This is a genomic window from Acinetobacter sp. AYS6, assembly GCF_025630795.1.
Classification (GTDB): domain Bacteria; phylum Pseudomonadota; class Gammaproteobacteria; order Pseudomonadales; family Moraxellaceae; genus Acinetobacter.
Genome location: NZ_JAOTNV010000006.1, coordinates 430,344 through 442,561, shown reverse-complemented (window position 1 = coordinate 442,561; position 12,218 = coordinate 430,344). Strand labels below are relative to the sequence as shown.

At 36.5% G+C, this 12,218-nt stretch carries 13 protein-coding genes and 1 pseudogene; 9 read left to right on the top strand and 5 right to left on the bottom strand.

Annotation, left to right across the window (positions count from 1 at the left end; translation table 11 throughout):
- Window positions 1-32: 32 nt before the first annotated feature.
- Complete coding sequence (gene surE / locus OD757_RS10380) at window positions 33-1,004, top strand: 5'/3'-nucleotidase SurE (RefSeq protein ID WP_078220837.1); 972 nt, start codon at window positions 33-35, stop codon at window positions 1,002-1,004.
- Window positions 1,005-1,015: 11 nt separating this feature from the next.
- The gene (locus OD757_RS10375) at window positions 1,016-1,660 is read left to right on the top strand and encodes a hypothetical protein (RefSeq protein ID WP_263031820.1); all 645 of its coding nucleotides are present in this window, start codon (window positions 1,016-1,018) and stop codon (window positions 1,658-1,660) included.
- 34 nt (window positions 1,661-1,694) lie between these two features.
- Here the strand turns inward: OD757_RS10375 and OD757_RS10370 are convergent, their stop codons facing one another.
- Window positions 1,695-2,135: an HD domain-containing protein gene (locus OD757_RS10370; protein ID WP_263031819.1), complete on the bottom strand. Its 441-nt coding sequence runs from the start codon at window positions 2,133-2,135 to the stop codon at window positions 1,695-1,697.
- A gap of 439 nt (window positions 2,136-2,574) precedes the next feature.
- Between OD757_RS10370 and OD757_RS10365 the strand changes: the two genes are divergently transcribed.
- The 6 genes and pseudogenes from OD757_RS10365 to OD757_RS10340 all read left to right on the top strand — a co-directional run.
- Window positions 2,575-3,168, top strand: a complete 594-nt coding sequence (locus OD757_RS10365; protein ID WP_263031818.1) for a hypothetical protein — start codon at window positions 2,575-2,577, stop codon at window positions 3,166-3,168.
- Window positions 3,169-3,903: 735 nt separating this feature from the next.
- Complete coding sequence (locus OD757_RS10360; RefSeq protein WP_263031817.1) at window positions 3,904-4,497, top strand: TetR/AcrR family transcriptional regulator; 594 nt, start codon at window positions 3,904-3,906, stop codon at window positions 4,495-4,497.
- 88 nt (window positions 4,498-4,585) lie between these two features.
- Complete coding sequence (locus OD757_RS10355; RefSeq protein ID WP_263031816.1) at window positions 4,586-5,434, top strand: 2OG-Fe dioxygenase family protein; 849 nt, start codon at window positions 4,586-4,588, stop codon at window positions 5,432-5,434.
- A complete protein-coding gene (locus tag OD757_RS10350; protein WP_263031815.1) occupies window positions 5,431-6,324 on the top strand; it encodes a lysine exporter LysO family protein in 894 nt (297 codons plus the stop codon). Before OD757_RS10355 ends, OD757_RS10350 begins: the two co-directional genes overlap by 4 nt.
- A gap of 429 nt (window positions 6,325-6,753) precedes the next feature.
- Window positions 6,754-7,341, top strand: coding sequence for a hypothetical protein (locus OD757_RS10345; protein ID WP_263031814.1), 588 nt, complete (start codon window positions 6,754-6,756; stop codon window positions 7,339-7,341).
- A 22-nt stretch (window positions 7,342-7,363) separates the two neighbouring features.
- Window positions 7,364-7,561: pseudogene (locus OD757_RS10340) on the top strand (GNAT family N-acetyltransferase); the annotation flags it as partial.
- Here OD757_RS10340 and OD757_RS10335 read toward each other — a convergent pair.
- From OD757_RS10335 to OD757_RS10320, 4 genes are all read right to left on the bottom strand, one after another.
- Entirely contained in the window at window positions 7,557-8,192 is a 636-nt protein-coding gene (locus OD757_RS10335) for a PolC-type DNA polymerase III (protein ID WP_263031813.1), read from the bottom strand. The pseudogene OD757_RS10340 and the gene OD757_RS10335 overlap by 5 nt on opposite strands.
- Window positions 8,193-8,296: 104 nt before the next feature.
- On the bottom strand, window positions 8,297-9,133 hold the full coding sequence (locus tag OD757_RS10330) for an SDR family NAD(P)-dependent oxidoreductase (protein WP_263031812.1): 837 nt from the start codon (window positions 9,131-9,133) through the stop codon (window positions 8,297-8,299).
- Window positions 9,134-9,178: 45 nt separating this feature from the next.
- Entirely contained in the window at window positions 9,179-10,039 is an 861-nt protein-coding gene (locus OD757_RS10325; RefSeq protein WP_263031811.1) for an SDR family NAD(P)-dependent oxidoreductase, read from the bottom strand.
- A 30-nt stretch (window positions 10,040-10,069) separates the two neighbouring features.
- Window positions 10,070-10,984 carry an alpha/beta hydrolase gene (locus OD757_RS10320; RefSeq protein ID WP_263031851.1) on the bottom strand — a complete coding sequence of 305 codons (915 nt, stop codon included), beginning with the start codon at window positions 10,982-10,984 and terminating at the stop codon, window positions 10,070-10,072.
- Window positions 10,985-11,175: 191 nt separating this feature from the next.
- Here OD757_RS10320 and OD757_RS10315 point away from each other — a divergent pair, with 191 nt between their 5' ends.
- A complete protein-coding gene (locus tag OD757_RS10315; RefSeq protein ID WP_263031810.1) occupies window positions 11,176-12,195 on the top strand; it encodes an AraC family transcriptional regulator in 1,020 nt (339 codons plus the stop codon).
- Window positions 12,196-12,218: the final 23 nt, after the last annotated feature.

Below are 12,218 nucleotides of genomic sequence, written 5' to 3'. Positions count from 1 at the left end.
TACAAATCGAAATTTATTAACATGGTAGTTAAGTGATGAAAAAAAGTTTATTGGGCGGCCTTATTCTGTCTTTATGTACAACTCCAGCTTTTGCACTAAATATTTTATTGGTTAACGATGACGGTCTAACCAGCAATGTCAAAGCACTCTATGATGAATTAAAAGCAAATGGTCATAACGTGCTTGTGTCTGTACCGTGTTCACCACAAAGTGGTCGTGGTGGCGCAATCGTGATGTACAGCTCAACGACGATTACCGCGGATAACGATAAGCAAATTGCGGCTGAAAACGGTTGTCACAACGGCGCTGCACCAATTGGTGCACCTGCTGCGGGGACGTTTACCAAAGCGGGGTATACCAATGGTGACTGGAACTACACGCATGGCACACCAGTCATGGCAACAATTTATGGACTAGATGTGGTTGCACCAAAACGCTGGGGTAAAGCGCCAGACTTAGTTTTATCTGGCCCGAATGAAGGACAAAATGTCGGAAAAGTCGTTGTGCACTCTGGCACGATTGGCAATGTCCAGTTTTCAGCAGGACGCGGGATTCCATCTATTGCCTTAAGCGCCGATACCAACACGGTAGATGATAAGACTTTAAACAACCCTAACTCTGCGATTGTGGCAAAGCAAACCGTAGTGTTATTAAAAGAATTACAAGCTAAGGCTGGTAAGGGCCAATTGTTGCCAAAAGGCATCACGCTTAATGTTAATTTCCCTAAAAATTTAACTACCAGCACACCTTTTGCATTTTCAAAAATTGGGACGTATGACTTATATAAGTTGAAATTCCAAGTGACGAAAGACAATAAAGGCAATAACCAATTTGGCCTAGGAATTGATGCGGCACCTTCGGCTCCAACAGCCGCTCAAATGTCGGATGAAAGCGCCGTAATGCAAAGCAAAATTGCTGTGACTGCCATGCAAGTGGCTTACGATCAGCGACCAGCAGCTCAAGAATGGCTCAAAATTCGTTTAAAAAGCCTATTTAACAAGTAAGGGGAAAGACCATGAAACGTTGTTTGTTGGTTTTACTTCTTGGGCTTGGCTTGGCGGCTTGTAATGACAATGATCATGATGACCAAGTCTCGACTGAAAAACCTGCACTGGCTCCGAGCTTAGATGTCGGCACTTATATTATTAGTACCGAAACTGATCAAGAATTACCTATGGCGGGTAAATACTATTCTGGCGCAGATGGGACTAAATTATTGGTTTTAGATGATGATGAAAACCGTGCCAAAATTGTGATGAGCTACGACGCAAAAACAAAAGCTTGGCGAAGCAATCAGTCTAATCAAGCCCTGACAGTTGAATTGGCACATTATGAAAAAATTGATGATCAAAAACTTTTGCTTAATCAATTGGTCGGCAATTACGATTTATCTTTCCCAGATGGAACAACGGTAAATGCCGAGGTGAATGCACAAGGCAAAATTATCTCGAAAGATCCAAATTGTGTGTTTACAGGTGTTATTACTGAAAATGCCTTAGCGAATACAGCAAATTATCAACTGACCGATAATAAATGTGATGCGCTAAAAAATAACTCGAAAGGTTATGTTGTGGTAGATGAAGACTTAGAGCCTATGAGTTTTAGACTTGTATCTGACATGGTTGCATCAAAAGACATTTGGGCATTTGCACAATCTTAAACACAAAAGACAACGGATTCATTTCGTTGTCTTTTCATCCCAACCTATCTTGCGCCGTTGAAACAATTAACATGGTTTGAAGATAATAATCTACACGTGATTGATTATTTTCTTTATGTGAGTTATGCGCATTAAAGGCTGCGTCATGAAGTTTTACGACTCGAGCGATCGGATTCGAACTACAACGAATTAAATATTCTTCGCGTGTTTCACTTTCTCGTTTAGTTAATGCATCAACGGCATCACGGACTTGTTTTCCAAATAAACTTTCGATTTTGGCTAGCGTAAGAGGTGTGTCTTCAACGCTATCGTGTAGAAGGGCGGTAATAATATAAACTTCTGAAAATCGATGCTCAATTAATGAGTTGACCACACCTTTAATATGGTAATCAAAGTAATCATGAGAACCATACTTTTGGCTTTGATGCGATTCTTTTGACAATCTCTCTGCTAATTCAACTTTATTTTGAGTCATTTTTTGCTCTTATCACTTTAAGTATATGACATGGCCTAATTTGTGAAATGGATCGCTTAAATAACAAGTTTATACTGAATACTTAAATTAGGCATACTCGTTTTAAGATTACCCATGACCAAATTTTGATAAAATCCTGATTCAGTAGCTAGATTTTGGTCGTATTTAAGCCTGAGATAGGTTCGCTGTAAGTGATTAATGCGCAAAAAGTCTTTTTAGAAGAAATTTACTTATTTTAATTAATGAAAAAAATTAACAATAAATGGGATTTATAAATAGAATAAAGTTTTCTAAAGTCAAATAAAAAAAATTCCTGTAAAGGCCTTTTTATAAGACAAAATAGATATAGCTAATGATAAAATAACGTACTAGTTCATCAACATTTAGAACTTTAAAACAATTTGTTAACACTATAATTTAGAAATATTCTGGAAAACTTATGGAAATTTTTGAACTTGTCAAAAAAAACTTATCGGCCTTTATTGCTTCATTTGCTGTCTCTTTCCCAGCTTGCTTATTCCTTGTAAATCAATATGTGAGTGCTCCTCAAGTTGAATCGTTAAAATTGGCTAATGCAAGTTTGCAAACATCCTATAATCTATTGCAAAAAGACTATGAAGATAAAAAAAGTGAATCCAAAAGCTTAGATGAGACAAAAGATATTCTAACTACTAACTTAAATAAGAGTAATAGTGAGCTAACAGTAAATCATTACAATGTGCAGAATTTAAACAATAAAATTCAAGAATTGAATAATGAAAAAGATACTTTGAACTTAAAATTAGACCAAGCCTATGCTGATAACCGAAAGTTGCTGGTACATCTTAAAAACTATCAGGAAAATGCTGATATTCTCCAAAAAATTAGTAATCTTGAATTAAAGAAACAAAATGCTAGAAATGGCCATTCAAGGTCAGTTTTTGATAATAAGACAGATCAAGAAATCAGAGCAGATAACGAAGTAATAGCTAAAGAATATCAACAGCAAATACTCAATTTGCAAGATAAGTTAAAGTGTGTGAATCAGTCCTAAAAATACGCCCTTAAGGGCGTATTTTTATAAGGAGAATATTATTTTTCTAATAAATATTTCTTATTAGGTATTTATAATAACTTTTTACAAGAACAATTAAGTCCTTAGGTTTTGAAATTTTAAACTTTAACTTAATGATATAAGGGTAGACTAAAAATATTACTTAAGAATATCCTTAATTATGTAATTAAATGAAAAACAATAATTATTTAAATAAATTCTAGCCAATTTTACATTGACACTTCAAATATTGGAGATTACCATTTGCGGGCTGGCCTACATTGCCAGTCGGTTGTCGCAGACCGATTCACACCCGTATCAGGATTATTTCTCTGAGGAATAATTTTGTGCGGCCTTCTCGTTCCCTCCCGTAGCGGTAGGACGGGAGAGGGACACCCTCGGGTGTGCTGGTTGTGTGACCAGTCTGCGAACCCTCTTTCGTTCTGCCACCATAATTTTAATGTTTTGGCAGAACTCCATATATAAGGAGTTGGCTTTGCACATCCATTATTTCTTGGCAGTCCTTGCCAAAAGCTATAACAACACAGCTTAAAACATTTAACGCAGCTTGATCATCCAAAGGTTTTCAAGCTTTAAGTCATTTCGACTAAAAACTTAGCAACAATTAAAACTTGAGATGTGCTGTGCACAGTCTTTACGGCTTTGCTATGCCTTTTTTCCCAAAAAAAAGTATCTCTTTTATATACAACAATAATTTTTTATAACGGTAAAAATATGCCACATTCAGATCTTCCATTTCGTGCTTTAGGTGTGCTTCATACGGCAAGATACTTATTTAACAAATACGGTTTTCACAACGTTGGAATTGACCGAATTATAGAGACAGCAAAAATCCCGAAAGCCACGTTTTATAACTACTTTCACTCAAAAGAACGTCTTATTGAAATGAGTCTTACCTTTCAAAAAGATGGCCTTAAACAAGAGGTCATTTCAATTATCTATGTTCAAAAAGAATTAAGCGTAATTGAAAAGCTCCGCAAAATTTATTACTTACACACCGACTTAGATGGACTTTACCATTTGCCGTTTAAAGCGATTTTTGAAATTGCTAAAACAAACCCAAAAGCTTATGGAGCCGTAATTGACTATCGAAACTGGCTCATTAATGAAATCTATAATTTGCTTTTAAAAAGCAATGAAAATGCCTCAAAACAAGATGCGCACATGTTTTTGTTTGTGATTGATGGGGCAATGGTTCAACTTTTAGACCCAAACAAACCAGATGAACGGAAAAGATTGCTTGAGTATTTTTTATTGGGGTTAGGAAACACCTTTATTCCTGAAATAGCTAAACAAGAGCACCTTTGAATTCTTTATTTTTTATATTGAAATATACAGAAGGTTCTGTATACTTTGCCAACACAATATATATTAATAATATTTTAAGGAGTAGAATATGGATAATATTAATCAATTTTTATATTCAAAAACAGCAGCTTCAGAAGAATTTCTAGGAATTAACTATAAAAATTCTTTTTTAGATTTAAAAAGTACATTCGAAAAAAATGGTTTCTTACATTATCAGGCAGCAGAGATTGATTCCGATTCAAAAAGAGTAATCTTTGATGAGTTTCAAATGTTAGAAAAAGATCAATTTGCGCCCTCAGACACCCAACGTTTTCGCCGATATGGAAATGCTTTAATATTGCCATGGGAAAAAGAGCTAAAACCAATTTGGTTACCTCCTGTAGTCAATGATAAAGGTGAATATTTATCAGGATACGACCAAGGCGATAACAACCCTGAACATAGCGCTATAAGATACTTTAATGCTTTAAGTGAAGATGTAAAAAATACTAAATATTTAAACCAATTGGTTATAGATGATTATAATTTAACATTTGGGTTGAGTAATCATTATCTTCCATTATATGTGGGCGTGCATTTTGTCAAACTAACATCTAGTTCAAGTAATATCTTAGGAATTAGTTCACCTGATTGTTTTCATCAAGATGGCGAACCTTTTACTTTTGCTCACTTAATTTATCGCAGTAATAATATTATTGGTGGGGATAATTATATTGCTCATCCTAGTGAAAGAAATAAAAGTTTGAAAGATGTTAATGCAGAAAATATTTATAGTAGTTTTACATTAAAAAATATTTCTGATAGTTTTGCGGTCCATGATTCTTCTGTATGCCACTATGTATCTCCAATTAAAAAAATTGAAACCCATCAAGATGATTTAATTGGTGAAAGATGGATAATTTTAATTGATTATTCTTTAACGAAACAAAAAATATGATAAATAGCCTTATATTTTCATTACTCCCTATCTTGTTAGCGCTAGTCTCAGGATGGGGAGTGGGACAAGCCGCAAATAGTAATACTAGAGATAAGTTAGTCAGCTATATATCTTTCTTAGTTTGGTTGCTTTTAATATCTATAGGATTTCAATTTGGTAGTATTCTTTTTGATAAGCAGTTAGGAACTAAAGTAATTTTAGAATCTTTTGTTTATTCTACAATAATTACTTTAGTTACTTTTATCTTCTTATTTAAAAGAGTTAAGAATATAAATATCCATAAAAAATCTTTATCTGAGATTTTTAAACCTATTAAAGAGTGTTTAATAGCAATCACTATGGTTGTTATTGGAATGTTCTTATATCTTTTATTGCCCAAAGGTTGGAGCAGTGAAACTATAAGTAGTATTCTTTTATATATTTTAATTTTTTTAGTGGGTATAGATTTATCAACTATTAAAATACAATCTTTAACGATTAACCACTTTAAGGTTCCACTCGTTACAATATTTTCACTATTTATTGCGGCTTATTTAACAACATTTATTTTAGGAAAATCTTTTTTTGAACTTGTCGTTTTAGGAAGTGGCTTTGGATGGTTCTCTCTATCGGGACCATTAGTAGGAAAAATCTTAGGACCAGAGCAGGGTACTTTTGCTTTACTTACTGATTTAATCAGAGAGTTCTATGCCATAGGGTTGTTATATCTTCTTGGAAGAAATTATCCGAATCCTGTGATTGGGGTGTGTGGTGCTACCGCTATGGATTCAACCCTTCCATTTGTAAAAAATAATTGCTCACAATTAGATGTTCAAATTGCTATTTTTAGTGGTTTTATCTTAACAGTACTAGCGCCATTTTTTATCATATTCTTTTCAATATTCATTTAAAAAATATGATAAAAATTAGATAGATATTTACTAAATTTCAATTAGTTTGTAAAAAAATAGCCAGTAGTTAGACGATAGAAATTGTCTCTGCTGGCTAAATTTTTGAGTCAATAAAGTTATAACGATAGAAAATATTGATACTTTTCAATTTATCTCTAAAATGAACTACAAAAAATGTAGCCTAACTCTCCCTTAATTTCTATATAAATATTTTCCATAAATTAGCAACCATAGGATGTTTCGCATCTTGAATAAGTTCTCATTTGCTTTTAACAACAGAGACACATGCTGTCTTAAACCGCTATAAAATTCTGCTTGGTGATTTTATAATACACAGCAATAACGAAAGTTTAAGCAGCGTACTAATAAGTAAGATTCAATAGGTACAGCGGTTTTTATAGACAATAAACATAGAAAATTGAGTACTGGATGCCAAATCAATTTGAAACACATACTTCAGATGCGGGAACTACGATTAATTTAAAAATGAATGGTGAGAATTTAGAAAATTTAATGATTTGGGACCGTGTAATAGTAACTACATATGACATTTTCTTTGTATGTATCGCTTTTGAAGCATATATAGAAAATGAAGGGATTCAAACATTTATTGTACTACTATTATTTTTATTATTTCTTTTCTATAAGCACTATGAATATAGAAAAAATAAACGATGGGCTAAGAATGCCGAGGAAACATTTTTTATTTCCAAAAATAATCTTCGCATTTCCAAAGACTGCCTTGGGAAAAATTTGTTAACAAAGGATATTAATACTCAGAAGATTATAGAGATTGTCTACAGACCTTGGAGTGGTGGAGCGTATCCACCTTTTTTGCCAGAGTTCCATCAAGGTACTATTCACTTAATTGGATATAATGATGGTTGTTCATTTGGTATTAATCTTAACAAAGAAGAAGCGGAGGCATTTATTACCGAATTGCGTTCATTAATTATGCAATATCAAGAACCTCGACATTTTATTTTTGCCCCGCATCTGCATTTGGCAAAAGATTGAGTTGAACTAATTGAGAAAAAATATGAAAGACATTGAAGTTTTAGAGATCAATGAAATTGGTGATTATGAAGAAAGCTTATCACTACTGTTAGAAGATTCTGTAAATAACTGAGCTTCAATAGGTTTTCTAGCTCCTATAGAAAAGAACGAAGCCTTAAATTATTGGCATGAGGTCAACAATAAATTAGAGCAAGGTAATAGTCGCCTATGGATTGCTATTTAAGAAGTAAAGATTGGGCAGCTATATTTTTTAGGTATTTGGGTACTCTAGATATAGTAAGTTTATTAATGGCTAACAATAAATCTTGATCAATGCTATTGAAGCCATATGTGTGACAAATATTCGTACAAAGATAGTTGAATAATTGAGCCGTAACTTCAGCATCTGCTTCTGCACGATGAGCTGTGCCATTAAACTTAATATTGAAAAAGTCTGCCATTGCCCCAAGTCGATAACTGGGTTGATGAGGTAAAATACGGCGAGCAAGTTTCAAAGAACAAATGAGTCCAGTGTGTGATGGACTTAACTCCTGTCGAATACTTTCTGCTTTTAGGAATTTCTCATCAAATCCTGCATTGTGAGCAAGTAAAGGATCTGTTCCAATAAAGTCCAATAGAGAAGGAATGACTTCTTCCACAGAAGGAGCATGGTTAACCATATCTTGAGTAATACCAGTCAACTTTGTGATGTAGTATGGAACATTTACACCACAGTTTATTAATGAAACAAAACGTTCTGTGATTTCACCTTCTACAATACGTAAAGCCGCGACTTCTGTAATACGATCGCCAGCCTCAGGGCTGACTCCTGTAGTCTCGAAGTCAAGTACAATGATTGGTGAAACATTCATAAAACGCTTTCTCTATTAGAAATTGAGTATTAAAAGCACAACACTTTTCATCATAATAATAGCTCTAAGTCAAAGATATCACTATACGAAAGGTGATTCGAACATCAATTTAGGCGCTTTTCGGCCAAGCACATGGTCTGTTTAAGCTGTTTACGATTAAAACCTAAAAACTCAATCACATTTCTAAAAAGTGCTGGTGCTTTAGCAATCGGAGTATTGATTTTAGGTACAACGGTCATATCTTTACGCCGTTCTATGCTTTCAACTACACCCGAAATAACCTCTTCAATAGATATATATTTCCAAATACCCGAGTTACCTTTCCACACAGCTTTACCTGCTGGGTCATTTTGAATATTGTCCATTAATGGTGTTTTAAAGAAAGTTGGGTGAAGGCTGCCAACGCCTATATTTAAATATTTTAATTCCAGACGAAGGCTATCGCATAAAGCCCAAACACCAGCTTTACTCGAAGTGTAGTGCGTGTTTAACGGGGAGTGGACGAAAGCGGCCATTGAAGACACCGCCAGTAAATATCCTTGAGTTTGTTTTACATACGGTATAGCTGCACGGAAAGTACGAAATACCCCTGTAAGGTTAATATCGATGGTTCGCTCAAAAGTTTCAGGAGCCATATGTTCTAGTGCTTCTGTTGTAGCTATGCCTGCATTTGCAATCACCACATCAATTTTACCGAAGTGTTGAGCTGCATTTGACATCGCCATTTCTAGGCTTTCCAAAGAACGGACATCGGCAGCCCAGCCTGCGGCAATGCTTTGCCCACCTAGCTGTTTTGCCTGACTTTCAACTTTGTTAAGGTCTAAATCTAGGAGTGCTAGTTTTGCGCCTTTCGCTTGTAATGCTTGGGCAATCGCAAGTCCTAGTCCACCTGTTGAACCTGTAATTACGACAACTTTATCTTTTAATTTGTATTTAGACATATAAGATTTCCAGACATTTTAATAATTGAGCTTTAAGCTAATGGATTATTTCTGGGCGTGTTCAGATTCAGTTTCGAGTTGTTGAAGTAAACCCTGCAATTTCTTGTGGCGTACTACCAGTGCATCACTAGCTGCACTAAAGATTCCGCGTAATAACGAAAACGGAACCCAACGCACTGGAGCAAAAATACGTGGCTGTCGGCGCTGTACACCTTTTACAATTGCTTGCGCCATATATTCCGGAGAAATAGGCTTGCGTAACCATGCCGGAAATCCTGCTTCAATCATCTTCGTTACAGTTGCGTTTCCTCCAAAGGCAACTTTAGCGATCGGTGTTGCTGTCCAGCCTGGATAGACAACACTGGCTGTTGCGCCGGTATATGCAATCTCTGTACGGAGACAGCGTCCGAGCATTTCTACTGCCGCTTTTGAAGCCGCATATGGAGCGTTTGCCATTCCATTGACGAAGCAATAAACAGAAGAGGTTATGAGGATTTGTCCTTTATTACGGGTCACCTCTGGTAAGGCAGCACGGACTGTGCGCCAGACACCAAGTAAATCAACTTCAACAATCTTATCGAACTCAGCTTCATCACAGCTAGCAATTGTCGAAGCACCATCACGCCATGAGATACCTGCATTGGCAAAAGCTATATCAAGGTGTCCAAAGTGTTTTATTGTTTTCTGGACTACATCTTTTGTGGCTACTGCATCAGTAACGTCTAGCGCTAATGGTAATACACGAGATGCCTCAAATTCAGATGCAAGTTTATCTACAGTTTCCTGTTGCATATCGGTGAGTACCAAGTTTGCACCTAATGCATAAAATTCACGGGCTGTTGCTGCACCAATCCCTCCAGCGGCTCCTGTAATTAAAACAACTTTTTTGTTCAGGTCATATTTCATGGTCTTTCTCCAAATGTTTTAAATTTACTGTTACTTGACTGGAACGATGCGTTTAAGAAAGTCGATCTGATCACTCACAACACGCTCAAAAGCTTCACCAACGTAAATTTCAAAATGACCATCGGCGTAGTGTTTAACTTCATGATTGGGTGTATGGCTCGCATGACGCAATGTTGTTTTTGAGGGCGCCACCGAGTCGGTATCACAGACACAAAACAACACGGGCGCTTGAATACGTGATGTCTTACGGCCCGGGTAATAGCGTATGATGTCGAGTACAAAACGTGCAGCGACATAGTTTGGAATATTTGATCCTGAAGGCATGAGTGCGAGATAGCCTGAATAAGCGTCAGGTGCATTCATTAATGCTGTATGTCCTGATGGAGCTGCAAGAGGCACCATGACTGGCTTTGCGCCGAGCATTGATCCAATCTTGTCTTTTAAAGCAAGTCCCGTGAGCTTGAGGGTAGTTATCGGATTCATGGCCATGCTGGATGAGAAACCATCAGTGAAGGGGCATTGTGATATAACAGCAGCAAGTCGATTATCGTCAGCAGCTGTTGCCAGCACATGACCTCCACCGAAAGAAGTTCCCCATATAACTACGCGGTTTGGATCAATTTTGTCTAGGCTACGTGCATAGGCAATGGCGGCTTTCCAGTCTTCAAGCTGACTTTTTATATCTAGTAATTGTCGAGGTTGTCCTTCGCTATCACCAAAATAGCGATAATCAAACACTAAACAAGCATAACCCTCTGCCACAAAGCGCTCTGCAAAAGCGGTTAAACGCATTCTACGAGTACCACCCAGACCGTGCGCCATCACAATAATTGGTGTAGTGGCCTCGGTCGCTGGACGATATAAATAGGCACTGCATTCCATGCCATTTGAATCAAACTGAACATCAAGTGGTGCTTGGGGCACATTATTTAGACTTTTACCCATCGTATTTTTCTCAATATTTGCTATAACGCTATCTTCTGAAAAATAACGAGATTGGGCTTGATGAAAGCTGCCATATTGCTTGACACTTTGCGCCAAAATTTGGATTGAGCAGGTGTTTTTAGTTATTTGCTTTTGTTTAAAAGCTTTAAGTACACTAATTGATATTTGGCGCCAAATTAGAACTATACGGAATGAATGGATTGAATAAGCCGTTGTATAGAAGAAGGATTTCTGAAATCTATGTTCATTTATTATTTGAATATCTGGAAAAACTAGGACATGACCCAGAAAAGGTGCTGGGTGAGCCTTGGCCTAAAGCAGATTCAAATCATTTAGAAGGCGTAGATATTGACCATTGGGAAAATCTTCTCATTATTGCTAAAGATTATTTAAATGACCCTTTCATTGGTTTACATGTGGGTCAAACCATTACAGCTCAGCATCTAGGTGTTTTAGGGTCAGTATTTCTTGCCTGTGAAAATCTGGGAGCGGTTTTAGAAAGGTTTGAACGATATCAGCGGCTTGTCTATGATGTTTATCCAGCCACTGTTCACATTCATACTGAATATGTAGAGCTTTCATGGGATACAAAAGGTGAGCAAGTCGGCCCTTTATCGGATGAAACTGGCCGTACCGTTATAGTTCAGTTTTGCCGTAGTCTCATTAGAGGAAAAGAAAGACTCAAAGAAATACATTTTATTCATGAACAGCCTGAAAATGTTCAGCCTTATGAGGAGTATTTTGGTTGTCCTGTGCTTTTTGAGCAACCCGTGGCACTTATGCGTTTTGATAAGGAAATCTTAAGTCTACCGCTTAAAAACTCCGACGCCGCCTTAGTCGCCATACTAGAAAAACATGCCGACAAATTACTGGCAAGCCTGCCACATATTGATGAAATTACAGATCAAGTTCGTAAACAGATTGCTTACTTACTTCATCAAGGTGAGCCAACTATTGAACAGCTTGCAGAGCGCTTAAATTATTCACGTAGAACCTTACAACGCCGTTTAACCGAAGCAGGGACGAATTTTCGAAAAGAATTAAATACTGTCCGTTACGAATTAGCAAAATCGTATTTAAAAGATCCAAGACTACAAATTGTGGAAATAGCATTGCTGTTAGGTTATGCCGAGCACAGCCCATTTACACGGGCTTATAAAGAGTGGTCGGGTAAAACACCACAACAAGCCCGCGAGGAAATGAATAACTGAGGGTAGAACCTCTTAAAATAAGA

Bases quoted from the DNA above. Each gene is read 5' to 3' on its own strand.
- OD757_RS10375 (WP_263031820.1), top strand. From the start codon at position 1,016: ATGAAACGTTGTTTGTTGGTTTTACTTCTTGGGCTTGGCTTGGCGGCT.
- OD757_RS10370 (WP_263031819.1), bottom strand. From the start codon at position 2,135: ATGACTCAAAATAAAGTTGAATTAGCAGAGAGATTGTCAAAAGAATCG.
- OD757_RS10365 (WP_263031818.1), top strand. From the start codon at position 2,575: ATGGAAATTTTTGAACTTGTCAAAAAAAACTTATCGGCCTTTATTGCT.
- OD757_RS10360 (WP_263031817.1), top strand. From the start codon at position 3,904: ATGCCACATTCAGATCTTCCATTTCGTGCTTTAGGTGTGCTTCATACG.
- OD757_RS10355 (WP_263031816.1), top strand. From the start codon at position 4,586: ATGGATAATATTAATCAATTTTTATATTCAAAAACAGCAGCTTCAGAA.
- OD757_RS10350 (WP_263031815.1), top strand. From the start codon at position 5,431: ATGATAAATAGCCTTATATTTTCATTACTCCCTATCTTGTTAGCGCTA.
- OD757_RS10345 (WP_263031814.1), top strand. From the start codon at position 6,754: ATGCCAAATCAATTTGAAACACATACTTCAGATGCGGGAACTACGATT.
- OD757_RS10335 (WP_263031813.1), bottom strand. From the start codon at position 8,192: ATGAATGTTTCACCAATCATTGTACTTGACTTCGAGACTACAGGAGTC.
- OD757_RS10330 (WP_263031812.1), bottom strand. From the start codon at position 9,133: ATGTCTAAATACAAATTAAAAGATAAAGTTGTCGTAATTACAGGTTCA.
- OD757_RS10325 (WP_263031811.1), bottom strand. From the start codon at position 10,039: ATGAAATATGACCTGAACAAAAAAGTTGTTTTAATTACAGGAGCCGCT.
- OD757_RS10320 (WP_263031851.1), bottom strand. From the start codon at position 10,984: ATGGGTAAAAGTCTAAATAATGTGCCCCAAGCACCACTTGATGTTCAG.
- OD757_RS10315 (WP_263031810.1), top strand. From the start codon at position 11,176: ATGAATGGATTGAATAAGCCGTTGTATAGAAGAAGGATTTCTGAAATC.